16 protein-coding genes and 1 tRNA gene are annotated in these 18,391 nt (G+C 68.9%); 5 read left to right on the plus strand and 12 right to left on the minus strand.

Annotated features, from left to right (window positions below; genetic code table 11):
* Positions 1 to 107: 107 nt before the first annotated feature.
* The 8 genes from ACWDNU_RS10130 to ACWDNU_RS10165 all read right to left on the minus strand — a co-directional run bounded on the left by ACWDNU_RS10130 (position 108) and on the right by ACWDNU_RS10165 (position 10,009).
* A complete protein-coding gene (locus ACWDNU_RS10130; RefSeq protein ID WP_449668638.1) occupies positions 108 to 2,564 on the minus strand; it encodes a tetratricopeptide repeat protein in 2,457 nt (818 codons plus the stop codon).
* 763 nt (positions 2,565 to 3,327) lie between these two features.
* On the minus strand, positions 3,328 to 4,260 hold the full coding sequence (locus ACWDNU_RS10135; RefSeq protein ID WP_449668639.1) for a glutamate ABC transporter substrate-binding protein: 933 nt from the start codon (positions 4,258 to 4,260) through the stop codon (positions 3,328 to 3,330).
* A 29-nt stretch (positions 4,261 to 4,289) separates the two neighbouring features.
* Positions 4,290 to 5,678 carry a hypothetical protein gene (locus ACWDNU_RS10140; protein ID WP_370932410.1) on the minus strand — a complete coding sequence of 463 codons (1,389 nt, stop codon included), beginning with the start codon at positions 5,676 to 5,678 and terminating at the stop codon, positions 4,290 to 4,292.
* A 91-nt stretch (positions 5,679 to 5,769) separates the two neighbouring features.
* Positions 5,770 to 6,825, minus strand: a complete 1,056-nt coding sequence (locus ACWDNU_RS10145) for an ATP-NAD kinase family protein (protein WP_344287959.1) — start codon at positions 6,823 to 6,825, stop codon at positions 5,770 to 5,772.
* Between the two features lie 143 nt (positions 6,826 to 6,968).
* A complete protein-coding gene (locus ACWDNU_RS10150; protein ID WP_009071751.1) occupies positions 6,969 to 7,190 on the minus strand; it encodes a heavy-metal-associated domain-containing protein in 222 nt (73 codons plus the stop codon).
* A gap of 190 nt (positions 7,191 to 7,380) precedes the next feature.
* Positions 7,381 to 7,584 (minus strand): cold-shock protein, encoded by a 204-nt coding sequence (locus tag ACWDNU_RS10155; protein ID WP_009071749.1) that lies wholly within the window; start codon positions 7,582 to 7,584, stop codon positions 7,381 to 7,383.
* Positions 7,585 to 7,795: 211 nt separating this feature from the next.
* On the minus strand, positions 7,796 to 8,068 hold the full coding sequence (locus tag ACWDNU_RS10160) for a hypothetical protein (protein WP_370932411.1): 273 nt from the start codon (positions 8,066 to 8,068) through the stop codon (positions 7,796 to 7,798).
* Positions 8,069 to 8,365: 297 nt separating this feature from the next.
* Positions 8,366 to 10,009: a thiamine pyrophosphate-dependent enzyme gene (locus tag ACWDNU_RS10165; RefSeq protein WP_449668540.1), complete on the minus strand. Its 1,644-nt coding sequence runs from the start codon at positions 10,007 to 10,009 to the stop codon at positions 8,366 to 8,368.
* A gap of 124 nt (positions 10,010 to 10,133) precedes the next feature.
* On the opposite strand from ACWDNU_RS10165, the gene ACWDNU_RS10170 reads away from it, so the two are divergent.
* Both ACWDNU_RS10170 and ACWDNU_RS10175 read left to right on the plus strand, forming a co-directional pair.
* Positions 10,134 to 11,414, plus strand: coding sequence for a hydroxyacid-oxoacid transhydrogenase (locus tag ACWDNU_RS10170; protein WP_449668541.1), 1,281 nt, complete (start codon positions 10,134 to 10,136; stop codon positions 11,412 to 11,414).
* On the plus strand, positions 11,408 to 11,815 hold the full coding sequence (locus ACWDNU_RS10175) for an acyl-CoA thioesterase (RefSeq protein WP_449668542.1): 408 nt from the start codon (positions 11,408 to 11,410) through the stop codon (positions 11,813 to 11,815). The genes ACWDNU_RS10170 and ACWDNU_RS10175 overlap by 7 nt, the downstream gene beginning before the upstream one ends.
* On the opposite strand, the gene ACWDNU_RS10180 is transcribed toward ACWDNU_RS10175, so the two are convergent.
* Positions 11,816 to 12,766 (minus strand): helix-turn-helix transcriptional regulator, encoded by a 951-nt coding sequence (locus tag ACWDNU_RS10180; protein ID WP_449668640.1) that lies wholly within the window; start codon positions 12,764 to 12,766, stop codon positions 11,816 to 11,818.
* Positions 12,767 to 12,808: 42 nt separating this feature from the next.
* Here ACWDNU_RS10180 and ACWDNU_RS10185 point away from each other — a divergent pair, with 42 nt between their 5' ends.
* Positions 12,809 to 13,897 carry an epoxide hydrolase family protein gene (locus tag ACWDNU_RS10185; RefSeq protein ID WP_449668543.1) on the plus strand — a complete coding sequence of 363 codons (1,089 nt, stop codon included), beginning with the start codon at positions 12,809 to 12,811 and terminating at the stop codon, positions 13,895 to 13,897.
* 78 nt (positions 13,898 to 13,975) lie between these two features.
* Positions 13,976 to 14,051 (plus strand) — tRNA-Lys (locus ACWDNU_RS10190).
* Between the two features lie 107 nt (positions 14,052 to 14,158).
* On the opposite strand, the gene ACWDNU_RS10195 is transcribed toward ACWDNU_RS10190, so the two are convergent.
* The 3 genes from ACWDNU_RS10195 to ACWDNU_RS10205 all read right to left on the minus strand — a co-directional run bounded on the left by ACWDNU_RS10195 (position 14,159) and on the right by ACWDNU_RS10205 (position 16,455).
* Complete coding sequence (locus ACWDNU_RS10195) at positions 14,159 to 15,178, minus strand: copper resistance D family protein (protein ID WP_449668544.1); 1,020 nt, start codon at positions 15,176 to 15,178, stop codon at positions 14,159 to 14,161.
* A complete protein-coding gene (locus ACWDNU_RS10200; protein WP_449668545.1) occupies positions 15,175 to 15,705 on the minus strand; it encodes a copper resistance CopC family protein in 531 nt (176 codons plus the stop codon). Before ACWDNU_RS10200 ends, ACWDNU_RS10195 begins: the two co-directional genes overlap by 4 nt.
* Positions 15,706 to 15,879: 174 nt before the next feature.
* Positions 15,880 to 16,455 carry a response regulator transcription factor gene (locus ACWDNU_RS10205; protein ID WP_449668546.1) on the minus strand — a complete coding sequence of 192 codons (576 nt, stop codon included), beginning with the start codon at positions 16,453 to 16,455 and terminating at the stop codon, positions 15,880 to 15,882.
* Between the two features lie 813 nt (positions 16,456 to 17,268).
* Between ACWDNU_RS10205 and ACWDNU_RS10210 the strand changes: the two genes are divergently transcribed.
* Positions 17,269 to 18,222, plus strand: a complete 954-nt coding sequence (locus tag ACWDNU_RS10210) for a hypothetical protein (RefSeq protein WP_449668547.1) — start codon at positions 17,269 to 17,271, stop codon at positions 18,220 to 18,222.
* Positions 18,223 to 18,391 lie beyond the last annotated feature (169 nt).

The raw sequence follows: 18,391 nt of genomic DNA on the forward strand, positions 1-18,391 counted from the left end.
GTGATACCAGAAATTGTATATTGTTTTTGTACTTCTCTTGTTTCGAGTAGCTATCTGGTGGTGCTTTTTATCGCGTTTTACCACCGGCATAAACACTCACGAGGGCCCTAGGTGAGGGTGCGGGGTCGGATGGCGTTGGCGCGGTCCACCAGCGCGATCCGGTCGGTCGTGTTGTCGGTGAGCCGGGCCAGCGACCGGTAGCAGCGCTCCAGCCCGAAGCGGACGTCACGCTCCTCCAGTTCACAGCCGAGCACCTTCGCCGTCGTGACCGGCTTCGTCTGGTTCGGCACCTTCAGCCAGTCATAGGCCGCTTCAAGGACCTCCGCACTGAGCCGCGTGTGCCGCTCGGCGTCGAGGTTGAGCCGCTGCAACCGACCCGACGCGTCGACGAGGTCGCCCTCGGTGACAGTCGGGTGTTCGCCGGTGCCAACGCCTTGTGCGCGCGTCTTGATCTTGATCGCCGCAACCTGAGCGTCCACGTAATGCGTAGAAGTAGCCGGAACCCCTTCCAGCACCTCGACCGCACTCTCCCGCGCACCCTGTGCCAGATAAACCCGCGCCAATCCGAACGCAGCACTCACATACGTCCGGTCAGTTCGCCAAACCAGCTCATAGAACCGTGCGGCACCGAAGTAATCCCCAACGCCCTCAGCACTGACCGCCAGCGCCAGCTTCGGTGCGATCTCGCCGGGCAGGTCGTCGTAAACCGCGTCGAACGCCACGTGCGCGACTCGCGGCCGACCGCCAGCCAGCTCGATCAGCCCGCGGTACCAGTCAATCCGCCAGTCGTGCGGGAACCCGTGCCGGATCGCCAGATACTGCGCGGCCTGCAATTGCCGCTGCGCCTCCACGAACTCGCCCAGCTCAATCCGCGCCCGGACAATCCGCAACCGCACCTCGATCGACTCACGCGGCGCGGTAGCCAGCGCCTCGATCGCCTCGTGCGGATCAAGCGCAGTAGTCGTGGCGAGCACACCGGCAGCCGGGTCGTCCGTGTCCACCTGCGGGATCGGCAGACCGGCGACAACCTCGGCAGCATCCGGCAACGGCACCCGCTCGCCCTGTTCCGGGACCACCAGGTGGACGCCGAAAGTCCGGCTCTCCGGCCCGAACACCGTCGACGCGGCTGGCCGCGGTTGACCGGTGCCCAGCGCCATGATCTCGCGCAACACACCGGTCAGCTGGTCAGCCATGTCATCGGCAGCGATGAACCGCCGATCCGGATCAGCGTGCGTGGCGCGCTTCAGGAACCGGTAATACGACCCGAAAAGCGCGAACAACGGCACCGCGTCGGGCCCGGGCAGCGTGTTCTTGAACTCGCGCGTGTACCCGGCGAACTCGAAGCTCAGCACCGCCAGCGTCCGGCCGACCGTGTACAGATCCGAAGACACCGAAGCGCCGTGCGACGCCAGCTCGGGCGCGCTGTAGCCGGTGGTGAAGAACAGCGGGCTCTCGTAGTCGTCGATCCGCCGCACCGCGCCGAGGTCGATCAGCTTGAGCTGCTCGCGGGTCTGGATGACGTTGTCCGGCTTGAGGTCGCAGTACAGCAGGCCCTGGCCGTGCAGATAGCCGAGCGCGGGCAGAATCTCCAGGCCGTACGCGATTACCTGGCCGATCGGCAGCGGCTCTGGCCGGTTGCTCTCCCGGTGGTGCTGCAGCGCGAGCTGGCGCAGCGACTGGCCGCCGACGTACTCCATGACGATGTAGCCGACGGCGTTGCCGGTCTGCGCGTCCGGATGCTGCACGAAGTTGTGGATCTTGACGATGTTCGGGTGCTCGACTTCGGCGAGGAATCGCTGTTCGTTCGCCGCGGCGGCCATCGCGGTGGAGTCGCCGGTGTCGATGAGGCCCTTCAGCACGACCCAGCGGTCGGACACGTTGTGGTCCTTGGCCAGGTAGATCCAGCCGAGACCGCCGTAGGCGAGCGCACCGAGCACCTCGTACTGGCCGCCGACGACCTCGTGCGCCTTCAGCTTCGCGATGAACGAGAACGCCGTGCCGCACTTCTCGCAGGTGCCCTCGGGCTCGCCGGGCTGACCGTCTTTGCCGCGGCCGACCTTCGCGCTGCAGTTGCCGCAGAACCGCTTGTCCTCGGCCACCACGGGGTTCGCCAGCACCGCGGTCGACGGATCGCGGTAGGGCACCGGCGGCACGTCGATGAGACCAGCGCCGAGGCGTCCGCGCCGGGACCGGCGGGTGCCGCGCGAGCCGGTGCGCCGGGAGGTGCCGGGGAACGAGCCGGTTCCGGTTCCGGTGCCTTGTGAGCCCTGCGAACCGTGGGTGCCGGTGCCGTGGCCTTCGCTGCCGCCCGACGGCAGGACGCTGTCCGTGCCGTGATCGGGCAGCGGGCCGCCGTCGGCGGGGGCCACCCGCGGGGCCGGCGGCATGATGCTCTGGGTGTGCGGCGTCGGGCTGGCCAGCACGCTGGTCGGCATCGGCGCGGCCGGGTCGACCGGAGCGACCGGCTGGTTCGACTGCGGCAGGATCACCGGCGCGAGGTCGCCCGGCGGGCGCGTGGGGGCTTCCCCGCCCTCAACGGGACGCTGGCCCTGCGCCGCGCCCATCGGGATCGGGCCGGAGTTCGGTCCGGTGGCGCGGTTCTCCGGCGGCCTCGACGGACGGTTTCCCTGCGTGCCCTGAGCCTGTTGCGGACGGTTCGGCGGGGGTCGCTGCCCGGTGCGCGACTGCGGCGGATACGGCTGGCCCTGCGACGGCGGCGCGGGCTGACCTGGCGCGGCTGGATACGGCTGGCCTTGGGTGGGCGGACGGCCTTGCGGCGGCATCGGCTGGCCGCCACGCGGAGCCGGACGGCCCTGCGTCCACGGCGGCTGACCGGCCTGGCCCGGCTGCGCGGGCTGACTCGACTGCCCTGGCTGCGCGGGCTGACTCGACTGCCCTGGCTGCGAAGGCTGTCCTGCCTGCCCCGGTTGACCGGGCTGCCCTGCCTGCTGCGCCTGACCCTGCGGAGCCCCGGGACCGGACGGCCGCTGCTGCCCGGGTTGCCCACCCTGAGCGCCCTGCGGACGCTGCACGGGAGCGTTGATCAACGTCTCGGCGTCGGGATCCGGCTGCGGATTAAGCCGCCCGGACACCGACGGTTCCGGGGTGTCCCAGCGCACCGGCGGCGGCGGAGTCCACGAAGCGTCGGCCGCCTCGCCCCGCCCGGACGGCTGGTCCGCGGCTTTCGCCTGGTCGCCGTCCCCCTCCGGTGCTGCGTGCCGAGGACGGCGCGCCTCCTCCGACACAACTACCTCCCGAGCTCCCCGCGGCAAACCTGCCGCTCAAAAAGTACAACTTGCGCGGCGCCGGCGCCGCAAGACCGGCCGGTCAGCCGTATTGCGGGGACGGCGGGTTCGCCGGCCCCAGCCGCGCGCCGACCCAGTTCTGGTAACTGCTCGCCCAGGTGCCGTCGCCGCGGATCTTGTCCAGCACCGCGTTCACGAAGCGGACCAGGTCCTCCTCGTCCTTGGGGATCCCGACGCCGTAATTCTCCTGGGTCATCGGGTCCCCCGCGACCTTCACCGTCGGGTCCTGCGCGGCCATGCCCGCCAGGATCGTGTCGTCCGTGGACACCGCGTCGACCTGGCCCTGCTGCAGCATCACCAGACAGTCCGACCAGTTCGGCACCGACACCGCGACCGGTTTGGCCGGGTCGGTGGCGATCTTCGCGAGCGAGGTCGACTTCGCCGCCGCGCACACGCGCTTCCCGGCGAGGTCGGTCAGCGACTGCGCGTTCGACGACTTCGGCACCAGGATCTTCTGCCCGGCCACGTAGTACACCGACGAGAACTGCACCTGCTTGCGGCGGGCACAGGTGATGCTGTAGGTCCGGACCACCACGTCGACCTGGTGCTCCTTCAGCACCGTCTCGCGCTGCGACGACGTGATCGCGCGGTACTGCACGTGCCCGTCGGAACCGAAAATCGCTTTGGCGATCTCGTTGACCAGGTCGATGTCGAAGCCTTCGAGCTTGCCGGTCTTCGGATTCCGGAAGCCGAAGAGGTAGGTCGTCTGGTCGACGCCCGCGATGAGTTTCCCGCGCGCTTTGATCTTCTGCAGGCTCGGCCCGGAGGTGTCCAGACCATTCGGCGCGAGGCTGGCGAGCGGGTTGCAGCTGGTGTCGGAGTCGCCGCCGGCCGCGGCGTCCGGGCCGCCGACGCCCGCCGGGGTCGGCCAGGCCGCGTCGGTGACCGGCGCGGCCTCCATCGGCTGGTCCGCCGTCCCGCAGGCGGCGGCGAGAACCGCGACCACCGCGAGCACGGCAGTCCGGACGAAGTGCCGCGACCGGATCACCGGTACTCCCTCAATCTCTCTCGCACGCCGACTGTCGCGCCGCCCGCGGCGAGCACCGCCAGCACGCCGACGCCCGCCGCGAGCGCGGTGAGCGCGTTGTCGCCGGATCTGGTGCTGTCGAGGAATTCCTGCCGGCAGACGTCGATCGCGGCCTGGAGGTTCGTGTCGAGCCGGGCGAACGCCGCGGCGGCGCTGTTCTGGCTGACGCTCGTCGCGAAGTCCACCGCCTCCTGGTACTGCCCGCCGTCGTCGAGGCGGCGCACCTGAAGGTGGGCCAGCGACCATTCGCGCGCGGCCTGTTCCGCCGCTTCGATCTTCTTCTCGCCCGCGGTGCCGGACGCGAGGTCGCGCGCCTGGCCGAGCAGGCCGCCCTTGCCGTCAGCGCCGACGAGGTTTTCGGCCAGCTTGATGAACTGCTGTTCGTACGCGCCGCCGTCGCCGCGCGCGACCAGCGTGAGAGTTTCGTCCGCGCGTGCCTGCAGCGCGTAGATCCGGGCCCGCACCAGGATGTCGACCTGCGAAGTGCCGTCGGTACGCCCGGTCGCGACGAGACTGCCCTGCACGACGAGCGCGACCGCGCCCCACAGCAGCGACAGCACGATGCAGCCGGTGGCCACGAGCAGCCCGATGTTCAGCACGCGGTTTGTCCGCCGGGTCAAGTAGATCTGCGCGACCACGAGCGCGGCGAGGAGCACGAGGACCAGCGCGACGGCCGCCCACGGCACGTCGCTGCTGCTGTCCTGCTCGTCGGAAAGCTTCTGGGTGTGCGCTTTGTAGAGCGCGTCCGCGGCGGGAAGGATCGTCGAGCGCATCAGCTGCGAAGCCTCGCGCAGATACGAAGCGCCGGACGGGAAACCCTGCCGGTTGTTCGCGCGCGCGGTTTCGACGATCCCGGTGTAGACCGGAACCTTCTGGTTCAGGATGTCCACCTGGTGGGCGGCGTCGCCGACATCGGCGGTGTCCGACGCCGCGCGGGCGAGCGCGGATCCCGCTTCGGCGACGTCCTGCTCGTACCGCTTCCGCAGCGCGGGCGGTTCGGTGCCGACGGAAAGGAAAGCACTGGCCGCGGTCGCGTCCGCGTCCGACAGCGAGCGGAAAACCTGCTGCGCGGCCGCCGCGAGCGGTTCGCGATGGTCGATCAGGCCGTTGATCGTGTTGTCCTTGTCTTTCACGGACAACACGCCGACAAGCCCGGCCACCAGCGACAACAGCACCAGCGCGACCGCGATCAGCGAAAGCTTGCCGGGCGTCGTGGTCGTCGATCTGACGACCGCTCGCACCGCCTGGCCGGGCAGGTCCAGCAGCCCGGCGATTCCGCTGCGGCCCCGAAATTCCTCCGGTGGGGGCTCGGCAGTCGTTTCCGGCCGCGTCGCAGTGCTGCTCATCCCCGATCCTCCCCGTGTGCCACTCGCAGAAGGTAGCCGGTCGGGCAAGGCGCAGCGAACGACACCCGGAAGGTGTCACCTGCACGTGATCTCAGCCAGCGCAGCGACCGTGGCTTCGGCCTTTCTCGCCGGTCCCGCTTGTAGCGGTGCTGCGCAGCAACCCCTGGGTTGCGGCTTCGGCCATCGCCGCGCGTACGTCGACGCACCATGGGCCGTCGGCGCGCAGTTCTACGTACGCGCCTTCGCCGTTCTTCAGCTCCAGCTCGCGTTCTCCATCTACCGCGATAACGCCGCCACCTGCGGCAAGGTCGACGCGTACGCCGGGACGAAGCACTCCCCAGCCGCGTACGCCGACTGGACGCACCACGCCGGGCGCGATCGCGGCGTGCACCACGTACGCGGAACTCTCGACCGGGCCAAGCTGAAGCGCTACGCCATCCGCGCTGGAACGAGAACTCGGACACAGCTGTCCGGCGATGCTCGACAGGCCAATGCCGTCCGGCTCGGCGAAGGTGCAGTAAAGCTCGGTGAGCGCGGTGGGATCCCAGAGCGCCTTCGCGCCGACGTGCTTGTTCATCGAGACCGCGACGTCCACCAGCGCGATCTCGCGGCGGTTCTTCGTGACGACCTCGAGCATGCTGACCCGCTGGGTGACGAGGTCCGCGTCGACTTGGCCGCTCGCGACCATCCCGGCGGCGAGCCCGGCCACCGTGGCCTCGCCGGCCTGCGGGAACGCGTTGTTGGTGCCGGTCGGCAGCGCGAGCAGCGGCACGTCACCACAGGCCTTCGCGGCGACGCGGGCGGTGCCGTCGCCGCCGAGGCACACGATCACGCCGGCCCCGGCGTCGACCATCCGGCGCACCGCGTTGACGGTGTCCTGTGCGGTGCCGGTGAGCGTGTCCTCGTCGCAGAACTCGACCGCGGGCAGCGGATCGCGGCCGAGGTCGCGCAGGACGGCGGCGGAGATGCCGCCGAGATCGGTGGAGAGCAGCACGCGTTCGACGCCGGTCACCGCGAACGCCGACAGCAGCCGGCGCACCAGGTTGGCCTTCTCCTCGACCGGGACGGCCGACGCCTGCGTGACGAGTCTTCGGATGTCCTGTCCGGAAGCAGGGTTCGCCACTATCCCCGCAACGACTGCCCCCATCGGGCACCCCCCAAGTCTGCTGCCGCCAGGGGGCCAGCACACACGTCCGGCCGCGCGGAGGAAAGGGTTGCACGGACGTTGCATCGGCCGTGCCTCCACGCCGGCCAGAGCCTACCCTGGGTTCCCGCGTGGCTACCCATCGTTCAAACGAGAGAAGCAAGCCCTTCGTAGGTGTACCCGGCTTCCTCGACCGCCGCGCGAACGGCCGTTTCGTCGAGGGCTTCGGCGCTGCGGACCGTCACGTGCCCGGTTTCGACGTCGACGGTCACGTTCTCGACCCCGGGCACCTCGGTGAGTTCTTCGGTGACCGACTGCGCGCAGTGGCCGCAGGACATCCCGGTGACGAGATAGGTGTTTTCGCTCATGTCCGCGAGCCTACGAGCACCCGGGCGCGCCACGATCGGGTGATCCACAATGGCCGGTCAGGCACAGAAAGCCTTGGCGGGCAACACAATCCGCATCGTGAGACTGGGCCGCGACTGGCGGGGCGCTGAGACGAAAGAAGCCACCACCCCCGGAACCGGGAGTGGTGGCGACTTAGCGATTAGACGCAGGTCAGATCAGGCTGACCGACGTGGCCTGCGGGCCCTTCTGGCCCTGGCCGATCTCGAACTGCACGCGAGCGTTCTCCTCGAGGGTACGGAAACCGTTGCCCTGGATCTCGCTGTAGTGCACGAAGACGTCGCCGCCGCCGTTGTCGGGAGTGATGAAGCCGAACCCCTTCTCGGAGTTGAACCACTTCACGGTGCCCTCAGTCATCTAAACAATCTCCATACATAACACCAAAACAGGAAGCCGACCGACGTCCTGGGCCCAGACACGGGCGAGATGCGTTCCCCGAAGAGGAGGATCACGCCCGCTGAGTCTTGCGAGCGTGCTTTACCACGAACACAAAAATCGAGACCAAGCAAAGTAAAGCACAGCGGAGCGGGACCGGACAAGCCGACTCACCCCAGTTCGCGCGGCCGGGTCACTCCCCGCTGGCTTGGCGGAGCGGCGCGCCGAACGGCGAGCGCCACTCGGCACCCTGGTCGGACGCGACCACGGCTACGTCGTGGGCCTCCGCACTGGCGCTGAACAGCACCGGAACCACTCCGGACCGGTTCTGCTCGGGCACCTCGGCGGCGGCGTGCTCCGGCTCTTCGCGCACTACGGACACCAGCGCACCGGCCCGCGCGGACCGGGCCCGGCCGCGAGCCGTCGCCGCGGCGGTACGGGATTTCCCGTCCTTTTCGTCGGCCATGACGAACTCCCCTCGTTCCTTCCTCGCGGCAAGCGAGGCGATGACCGCGATGGTGCCATCCGGCACCGACAAAATCCGGCCGAAACCGGTTGTCCCCACCCCTGAAACGCGCCGAATGGCCGCGAACCGAGCCGGGGAGCGTGTCCACCCGGGAATTTCCCCAACCGAACGCCGGCCGAACTCAGCCGAGCGAACCGGGTCCGGATGCCGAACCCCGGGAACACCGTCAGGTTACCTGAGGCAACCCCGGGCAGCTACCGAACATTCCCGGCGTTTCCCTGTGTTCTCAGGAAGATTTCAGGTCCCTGCGGGGCGCGGGGCTCCGAGAAGCGTGCTGAGCCGCACGTCCGGAGTAACGACATCCGGGTCTGTGCGCACGTCGATTACGCACGGCCGCTGCCGGACGAGCGCGCTCGCGATGATCGGCTCGAGCCGCTCGCGATCGTCCACCGTGTACCCCGCCGCGCCGAGCCCGCGCGCCCACGACGCGAAGTCAGTCAGCGGGATGGTCACTCCGGACAGCCGTCCGTGCGTACGCGCCTGATGCATCGCGAGAGGGCCGTGCAAGCCGTTCTGGAACACGACCACCATCACTGGTGCGCGGTAACGCACAGCGGTCTCGATCTCTTGCCCCGTCATGAGCGTGCCCGCGTCGCCGACCATCGCGACCACAGTGCGCCGCGGCTCGGCGAGCTTGGCCGCTACCGCCGCGGGGACCGCGTACCCCATCGCAGCGTTGCTCGGACCGAGCTGGCTGCGCGGAGCGGTGAAGCACCAGTAGCGGTGCATGAACTGTGCGAAGTTGCCAGCGTCACTTGTGACGATGGTGTCCTCGGGCGCGAGCTTTCGCAGCGCGCGCACGACGTCGACCGGATGTACGCGCGTGTTGTTGCTTGTGTTCGGCGGTGTCATGAAGGTGTGTACGGCGGCGTTCGCGGCCGACGCTCTGCGCGTACGCGGCGAAGCGATCGCGCGCAGCTCCTTCAGGAACGGCTCGACCTCAGTGTCCACACGGAACGTCAGGCCGCGACGGCGTTGTTCGTCGATGCCAGTGCCGACAAGGACAAGCGTCTGCTGCGGAGTCGGATAGCGGAAGCCCTGCGTCGTGACTTCGTCGAGCTGAGTGCCGAGCGCGAGCACGAGGTCGGCCCGTTCGAGCGCGTCGAGCTGGCGCGCCGGGATGCCGAGCCCAAGGTGTCCGGCGTAGCGGGCGTGGTTCTCCGGGAACGCGTCCTGGCGGCGGAAAGCGTTGTACACCGGGAGCGCCAGCTCGTCCGCCACCGCGATCAGCTCGTCCCGCGCCGACCGCGCGCGCCCGCCGACGATGACCACCGGGTAACGCGCTTCGTCCACCAGACCGGCGACAGCTTCCGCCGAACGGCCCAGCGTTCCGGTGACCGGCGGGCGAACCTTCGCCACCGGTTTGGCCGAGTCGTACGGCACGCCCCACGCGTCGCTCGGCACGCCGATGACGACCGGACCCGGCCGTCCCTCGCGGCAGCGGGCGAGACCTTCGGCGAGGAGGTGCGGCACGTCGTCGGGATCGTCGGCGCGGACGACCCATTTGGCGATCGTTTCGAACATCCCGGTCGAATCGGACGCCGGGACCTCGCCGGTGAGCACCGGGTCGAGCGCGGGGGTTTCGAGCAGCACCACCATCGGCGTCTCGTCCTGGTACGCCGTCTGCACGCCCATGACCAGCGCGGCGGCGCTCGGACCGCGGCTCGCGAGCAGCACGGCGGGGCGTTCGGTGAGCTTGCCCTCGGCCTCGGCCATGAAGGCGGCGCCCGAATCGTGGCGGGCCGAAACGAGCGTGACGTCGCGCTCGCGGCGGAGCGCGTCGAGCAATTCCAGGAACGACTCGCCGACGACCGCGTACACCCGGCGAACCCGGGCCTCGTTCAAGACGCGTACGGCCGTTTGCGCGACGGTGGTTCCCACTTGGTATCTAATGAGGAGAGCTTAGGGCGGCACCGTGAACCGGCGTCAAGTGATCTTGAAGAACTCACCGCGGGATTGTGCCGATTGCCGGATCGCGCTGCCCACCAGTTGGGAGGACGCCGTCGTGACATCCGCCGAACATGAGACTGTTTTCACTTACGGGGCTCCGGCGCTCAAATACGGAACCGGTTCGAGCGACGAGATCGGATACGATCTTGGCCAGTTCGGCGCCCGTCGCGTCCTCGTGGTGACCGACCCGGTCGTCGCGGCGACCGGATGGCCGGAGCGGATCGCCGAGGGCATCCGCGGCTACGGGATCGCGGCCGAGACGTTCGACGGCGTGCACGTCGAGCCCACCGACGTCAGCATGCAGAAGGCCGTGGACTTCGCGCGCGGCACCGGCCCGTACGACGCGTTCGTGGCGGTCGGCGGCGGCTCCAGCATCGACACCGCGAAGGCCGCCAACCTGCTGACCAGCAACGACGGTGAACTGATGGATTACGTCAACGCGCCGGTCGGCGGCGGCCGCGCGCCGGCGAACCCGCTGAAGCCGCTGGTCGCGGTGCCGACGACGACCGGGACCGGGTCCGAGAGCACCACGGTGTGCGTGCTGGACGTGCTGTCGCTGCGGGTGAAGAGCGGGATCAGCCACCTGCGGCTGCGGCCGACGCTGGCGGTGGTGGACCCGCGGCTCACGGTCAGCCAGCCCGCCGGGGTCACCGCGGCGAGCGGGATGGACATCCTGTGTCACGCCGCGGAGAGCTACACCGCCAAGCCCTACACCGAGTTCGGCCGGAAGCGGCCGGAGGAGCGGGTGCCGTACTGCGGGTCGAATCCGCTGGCGGACATGTTCGCGGAGAAGTCGCTGCAGTTGCTGTCGTGGGCGCTGCCCGCCGCGGTGCGCGACGGCGAGGACATGGCCGCGCGCGAGGCGATGGCGCTGGCCGCGACGTTCGCCGGGCTCGGCTTCGGCAACGCCGGCGTGCACATCCCGCACGCCAACGCGTACCCGATCGCCGGGCAGGTCCGGGATTTCCACCCCGACGGCTATCCCGGCGACGAAGCGATGGTGCCGCACGGCATGGCGGTTTCGCTCACCGCGCCCGCCGCGTTCCGGTTCACCTTCGCCGCGAACCCGGAACGCCACCAGCGCGTCGCCCGGCTGCTGGCCCCGGATTTCGAGTGGTCCGGCGACTTCGCCGACCACCTGCCCGCCGTGCTGACCACGCTGATGCGCGACATCGGCCTGCCCGCCGGGATCGGCGCGGTCGGGTACACGGAGTCCGATGTGGACGCTCTCGTGGAGGGAACGCTGAAACAGCAACGGCTGCTGGCCACCGCGCCGCGCACACCGTCCGAAAAGGACCTGGCGGGGATTCTGCGCGATTCGGTGCAGCTGTGGTGAACTATCCGCATTGGCAGACGGTTCCGTTGCGGTGGAAGGACAACGACGTCTACGGGCACGTGAACAACGTCGTGCACTACTCGTTGATGGACACCGTCATCAACACCTGGCTGATCGAACGCGGCGGCCTCGACATCGAGTCCGGGCCGGTGATCGGGCTGTGCGTGGAATCGCGTTGTGCTTACCACGCCTCAGTTTCGTTCCCGGACACGCTGCGGATCGGGCTACGGGTCGCACACCTCGGGCGGTCGAGTGTGCGGTACGAGATCGGGATGTACACAGCCTCGGAGACCCTGGTGGCGGAGGGGCATTTCGTGCACGTTTTTGTGGATCGCGAGTCCCGTCGGCCGGTCGAGGTGACTGGGAAGTTGCGGGAATCGTTGGCGGAGCTGGCTGTTTGATCATTTGGCCGCGCGCAGCGCCCGGCCGCCGAGTTCGCGCAGGTGCTCCGCCAGCTCCGGCGGCTCGTGCACCTCGAACTCGCGACCGAGGCTGGTCAGCCGGAACGCCAGCCACTCCAGAGTGTCGGCCGGGCTGACGACGCGGCAGGTGCGACCGTCCACCGCGGTCACTTCGCTTGCCGCGCCCCAAATCCGTGCTACTTCGTCCGCCGGCGCGCGCACGGTGACCACCGCGCGATGCGTCGGGCGGGAGGTGTGCAGCTTCTTGGTCACGTACGCCGCCGGGTCCTCGGCAGGCAGGTCTTTCGCGGTGAACCGGGTCCCGATGGCTTGTGGTTTTTCGATGCGATCGACGCGGAAGACCCGCCAGTCGTCGCGCTCGCTGTCGAACGCCAGCAGGTACCAGCGACGGCCGGACGACACCAGATGATGCGGTTCGACCAGCCTTTTCGTCGCCTTGCCGTCGTTGGAGAGATAGCCGAACCGCAGCCGCTCGCGGTTGGCGATCGCCGTCGCGAGGACCGTGAGCGACTCCGGATCCACGCGCGGCCCGTCGTTCACCGGCAGCGGCACCGTCGCCTTGCTCAGCACACTCACCCTGCGCCTTAACCGAGACGGCAAGACCCGCTCCAGCTTGGTGAGCGCCCGCACCGACGCCTCGTCGATCCCCGTCACCGCGTGTCCCGACGCCATCCGCAACCCGACCGCGATCGCGACCGCCTCCTCGTCGTCGAGCAGCAACGGCGGCATCGCACTGCCCGCGACCAGGCGATATCCGCCCTCCGCACCCATCGTCGCCTCGACCGGATACCCGAGCTCGCGCAACCGCTCGATGTCCCGGCGAACCGTCCGCCCGTCGACACCCAGCCGCTCCGCCAGCTCACTGCCCGGCCATTGCCTCGGCGTCTGCAACAAGGACAGCAACTGCAACAACCGCGCCGCACTCACGATCTAGGACCATATCTGACCTATATGGTCTCTAGCGTTCTCGGCATGACCATTCGCCCGTTCCGCATCGACATCTCCGACGCCGCCCTCGCCGACCTGCGCGCCCGGCTCACGCAAACCCGCTGGCCGGCGCAACTGCCCAGCGAAGGCTGGGACCGCGGGGTGCCGGTCGACTGGCTGCGCGAGGTCGCGTCCTACTGGGCGACTGGCTACGACTGGCGCGCCCACGAGGCCCGGTTGAACGAATTCCCGCAGTTCCAGACCGAGATCGATGGCGTCGACCTGCACTTCCTGCACATCCCCTCTTCTGTTTCGGATGCCACGCCCCTGTTGCTGACGCACGGCTGGCCGAACTCCTTCGTCGAGTTCGCCGACCTGATCGAGCACCTGTCGGACTTCCACGTCGTCGTCCCTTCACTGCCCGGTTTCGGTTTCTCCTCCGCGCCCGGCCCCGGCTGGGACGCTTTTCGGGTGGGTCGCGCATGGGCAGACTTGATGCACCGCCTGGGCTACCGCGACTACGTCGTCCAAGGCGGCGACTACGGCGCATACGTCGCCCCAGAAGTCGCGCGGGTTGGTCCGGTGCTGGGCGTCTACATCACCGCTGGCCTGGGGATTCCCACGGAAGCCGACTTGCCTGATCTGGACTCCGCGGAGCGCTTGGCGTTCAACGAGATGATGTCCCAGGACTGGATGAACGGCGTCGACCACCACTCGCTGCTGCGGACCGCACCGCAGACGTTCGCCTATGGCTGGAACGACTCCCCCGTGGCCGCGCTGGCTTGGATGGCGCAAAAGTTCCACGAGTTCGGCGGTGGCGGCCGGGCCTTGGACGAGATGCTGGACGCGTTCCTGACGAACCTGAGCGTGTACTGGTTCACCGAGACCTTCGGAACATCGTCGTGGTCGTTCTACTCGAGCACCGGTTTCGCCTGGCCGAGGGGCCAGAAGGAGGCTCCGACCGGGGTGTACAGCGGGGTGCCGGGGATCCGGCGGCTGGCTGCGCGGGAGTCGGAGATCGTGCACTGGCCGGTCGACAATCCGGCCGGGCACCACTTCATCGCGATGGACCAGCCGCAGGCTTACGCGGCGGATCTTGCTCGGTTCGTGAGGCAGGTGCGGTCTATGCGGTGAGGCGCAGGTGCTGGGGTGGGCTGGGGTGGGTACCCACCCCAGCGAGCGGCCGGGCGGCGCCCGCTAGACTGAGCGCGCGGGCCGTTAGCTCAATTGGTAGAGCTGCGGACTTTTAATCCGTAGGTTCTGGGTTCGAGCCCCAGGCGGCCCACCACTCTTGCAACGCGTCGACCCGGTGTGCTCAAGCCACTGGTCTGAGAACTCAGCCCGAACTCGTACCTCACCGTCACGAACACCGGCTGCGGATCGTCGCTGGCTCGGTTACGCGACCGGGGAGCGAGTGAGCACCGCGGCGAAGCCGAACGCCACACCCATCACGGTCAGTTCTAAAGCCGCCCACTGCAGCAGCGCGGTTGGTTTCTGCTGGACGATCGCCGGGAGCAGGCGGAAGCGGATGTTGCCTCCCAGTGCGGCCAGTCCGAGCAGGCACAGCATTTTGCCGACCACCAGCCTGCCGTAGCCGGTGCCGAACAGCCCGCTCATCAGATCCCGTCCCGGCGGAGTGAGCGTGACCTCGGCGATGCCGTTGGCCAATCCGGTGACGGCCACCAGGACCAGGCACACCGTGGCCAGTTTCGAGAATCGCGGCAGTGCGTCGGCGAGCAGCGCGCGGTGGTTCGCGGCCAGGGCGATCACCGCGAACAATCCGCCGGCCCACGCGGTCGCGCCGAGGATGTGCAGTTCCATCGACACCATGGTCAGGTCGTGCCAGCGCCAGTCCATGGCGTGCCCGGTCACCGGCAGCGGGAGCAGCGCTAATAGGGCCACCGCGGCGCGCGCTTCGGCCGGCAGCGACTCGCCGACGAGCAACGCCAGTCCGGCGCACGCCAGCGCACTGACGATCACCGTCAGCAACGCCTGGCCCGCGCCGAGTTCACCGATATAACTGCGAATCGCGGCGAACGACACGTCTCGCCCCGGGTGCAGTTCCGCGATTTGCAGCACGAGCAAGACCAGCGCGCAGGTGGCCCACACCAGCGAACTGGCCGCGGCCCACACCCGGCTGCCGGCCAGCACCGGACCGGCCAGTTCGGGTCGGGCAGGCCCGAGCAGCAGCGGCAGCACGCACAGGCCGACAGTGACCAACGCGGACACGTCCAGCAGCACCCGCGCGATCGGCAGGCCGACCTCGATCACCGCGCCCGGATCCAGCAGGCCGGAAGCCGGCCGGGCGGCGACGATCGCCGTCCCGAGCAGCACGCCCGCTCCGCCCGCCGCGGTGAGCAGCGCGGTCAGCCGGACCCGAGGCGAGGCGATCAGGGTCGACCTGCCAGGGGTCACGACCGTTTGCCGACCCGCAGGGCGACGGTCAGCCCGATGCCGAGCAGCACCGCGGCACCGAGAATCCACACCCAGACCGGGAGGCCGGTGCCGTCCGGTTCGCTGGGGGCGGCGACCGCGGAACGCGGCGCGGCGGCGGCCGTGGCCGGGGCGGCGGGCGGCTTGTTCAGGGTGAAGGTGATCGAGCCGCTGACCGGATGGCCGTCCTCGGACACGATCCGGTAGTCGACGGTGTACTCACCCGCGGCGCCCAGCGTGCGCAGCGGGACTGTCACCGCGCTGCCCTTCACCACCGCGGGACCGGCCTCCCAGTGGTTGTGCCGCGCGTCGGTGACCGCCACGGTGTTCAGCTCCGTGCCCTGCTGCACCGACTCGTTGAACTTCAGCTCAACGGCGGACGGTGCAGTGTCCACAGTGGACTTGTCTGCCGGAGTGGACCCGACCAGAGTGTCGTGTGCCAAGGCCGGCGTCGCCAGCCCGATCAGGGGCACCCCGGCCAGCAGCAGGGTGATCAGCGCACGTTTCATCCCCGCTCACCCCGGCTCGCCGCGGCGATTCGCCTGACTCGCGGTAACTCTTGGCGGTTTCTCCGAAGCAGGTGAAATCGACCGCGTGCGACGTGCCGGTCGCCCGCGTCCGGTGTTCCGACAATCTTGCTGTAGCGCATCATCGCCTCCATCTGGTCCGACCGCACCTGGGTGTCAGGAGAGGAAACCGGCGCGAAAGCCGGCGGCGACCGCTTCGGCTCGGTCGTGGACGCCGAGCTTGCGGAAGATCCGTTTGCAATGGGTTTTGACGCTGTCTTCGGACAGTGCCAGATCGGCGGCGATCTGCAGGTTCCGCTCGCCGTTGGCCATGCCCCAGAGGATTTGGAGTTCGCGTTCGGACAGGTGGGGACGACCGGCTTCGGGCAGTGCGCTGCCCTCCGGCTCGGCGACGACGTACGGCTCGGGGTACCAACTGTCGTATTTCTGAAGGAATCCGCCGATGCCGTGCAGCAGCGCGCTGGCCGCTGCGGCGGCCGTGCCGGACGAACCGAACAGGATCACCGAGGCACCGGGGGCGATCGACAGCAATCTCGCCGCAGCGACGGGGCCGGACCGTTCGCCCGACTGGACCGCGACGAGCACCACGTCGCTGGGCGACCGGGTGTACCGGCGGACGAGTTCGTCAGCGGTCGCGGCACATTCGACGCGCCCGATTCCTGGCGCGCCCTGCAGCGATCGCGCGACCCCGTGGCGCGCATTCGGCCGCTCGGCGTAGACCAGTATCTCCACCGCGACCGCGATTTCCGTAGCTCTTTCGCGATCGCGCTCATTTCGGGGATCGACCACGGTATCCATGCCTCCGGAACGCGGGTACACCCATTCCCTTACGCGAGATTATCAAAACGTTACCCGGATGATCGCCTGACGCATTCTCCGCCGCCGAACGGTCCCGATCAGCGCCGGGCGGCACCCGATCTCGCACTCGCCGCCGGCCAGCCGCGGAGCAGCACGCAGCCTGCCGGTTCCTCACCCGCCAACGGGGCAGCCTTGCGATCCGACTCCCCTACCAGCAAAAACGACGGCTCGTTACCAAATCGTGACTATGTCCCCACGGCGGCTCCAGGTCCGAATTCCGACCAACGGTTAACCGCCACTATCCCTATTCACCCGATCGCGCACATATTGTTGAGCTCGCGGATTCGGACACCGACGGAGAGTGGTTCGTGCAGCACGGCCAACTACCAGGAGTCACATCGACGGGTCTCGTAAGTGGCGGTTCTCTATTTCCCAGCGGATCTTTACGATCGACGGCCGGGGCGACCTCTTCGAGCAAGCCGGAAATGGTGGAGTGCGATGGCGTGGCTGCGAGCGACCTACGACGAAACGGGCACGAAGCCCGTTTCTCGTGGTCGGCGCGGACCTGCCGAGGCGCTACTTTCAGAGCCATTTGCGCGCCCGTGCCGAACGTCAGCCGGCGAGCAGGGCGAGACGGCGAGCGCGAGCCACTCGGCGCGATCGCGGCGGGCGACGTGCCTTGCCGCGATCTGCCGTGCCGTCCTTCTCGGCACGTTCGTCCTCGCGGGCTTCGCCATGGCGAGCGCCTTGGAAACCTCTACCGCCGCCGCTGATACCGGATGCGATCCGGCCGACGCGCCCGCAGCGTGCGGCCTACCGGACGTCGCCGTTCAGCCGACGGGTTTCGTGGGGCAGATCGCGTCCGCTCCGATCGCGGTGCCGACGCACCTCGCGCCGCCAACGCACCTGGCGACGAACTCGGTCACCTCGCTCGTGAACACGACCGTGCGGCAGGCCAACGCAGTGGCCGAGTCCGCCGCGCCGACCTCGGCTCCGGCGATCAAGCAGGTCGGCTCTGCGGTGCAGACGACGACCGCCGCGGTCGCCAAGACTGTCGACAGCGCAGCGCAAAACGTCGACACCGTCGCGCGCGACACCGTCACCACGGCGAGCCGCACGCTCGACAACCCGATCACGAAGAAGCTCACCGGCACGGTGTCCGCGATCGCGCCGGTCGTTTCCGCCACCGGCCTGCAGCCCCACCTCGAAGTACCGGGCGTAGCCACGATCACGGCGACAGTGCCGGTTTCGACGGACTCGGAGACGTCGCCGGCCCCGCTGACTAGCCCGGACGCACCCCGCCACCCGGCCTCATCGGCACCGCAGACCGCACCGGCGGCGGCCCTTCCCGTGCCGACCGCCGCGGCGACCCCGGCCAGCGGCGGCTCCGCGTTCTGCGTGAGCGGGCCGCACGGCCAGACCTCTTTTCAGCGATCGACCGCGACGGCGACGCCAGCCGGCATCGGCTCGCAGCGCCCGGCCGACCCGCTTCCCCTTGATCTCCCGACGGCGCCGATCGGCGCCGTCGGGTCCGGCAGTGGCACTTCGTCTGCGGGCTCTGGCAGCGGCGACGCGCAAGGCGCGATCGTGCTGTCCGGAAGGACCGCCCGCGACCAGCGGCTCGCCTGCTGGGGTGTCAACCCGGATGACGTTGCTCCGCTGCGCATGCGCGCACAGCAACCTCCAGTGTCGCCCGACTGACGTGTCGGCCGCCAACGCGAATCAACGCGTAAAGCGATCACCGCAAGATCATTAAACGCTGAGCACAGCGAACAAATGTTGATCACGGTTAATCGCGAAGCTATTCGATTGATCAGTAGCGACAGCAGGACCGTCGAGGTGCAAGCTCGACGGCTGGCTCGCGAACTCA

The organism is Amycolatopsis sp. NPDC003676 (assembly GCF_053587275.1).

What these genes read in the sequence shown, in the direction of transcription:
- ACWDNU_RS10130 (WP_449668638.1), bottom strand. Translation starts at nt 2,564, where the DNA reads ATGGGCGCGGCGCAGGGCCAGCGTCCCGTTGAGGGCGGGGAAGCCCCC.
- ACWDNU_RS10140 (WP_370932410.1), bottom strand. Translation starts at nt 5,678, where the DNA reads ATGAGCAGCACTGCGACGCGGCCGGAAACGACTGCCGAGCCCCCACCG.
- ACWDNU_RS10145 (WP_344287959.1), bottom strand. Translation starts at nt 6,825, where the DNA reads ATGGGGGCAGTCGTTGCGGGGATAGTGGCGAACCCTGCTTCCGGACAG.
- ACWDNU_RS10150 (WP_009071751.1), bottom strand. Translation starts at nt 7,190, where the DNA reads ATGAGCGAAAACACCTATCTCGTCACCGGGATGTCCTGCGGCCACTGC.
- ACWDNU_RS10155 (WP_009071749.1), bottom strand. Translation starts at nt 7,584, where the DNA reads ATGACTGAGGGCACCGTGAAGTGGTTCAACTCCGAGAAGGGGTTCGGC.
- ACWDNU_RS10160 (WP_370932411.1), bottom strand. Translation starts at nt 8,068, where the DNA reads ATGGCCGACGAAAAGGACGGGAAATCCCGTACCGCCGCGGCGACGGCT.
- ACWDNU_RS10185 (WP_449668543.1), top strand. Translation starts at nt 12,809, where the DNA reads ATGACCATTCGCCCGTTCCGCATCGACATCTCCGACGCCGCCCTCGCC.
- ACWDNU_RS10200 (WP_449668545.1), bottom strand. Translation starts at nt 15,705, where the DNA reads ATGAAACGTGCGCTGATCACCCTGCTGCTGGCCGGGGTGCCCCTGATC.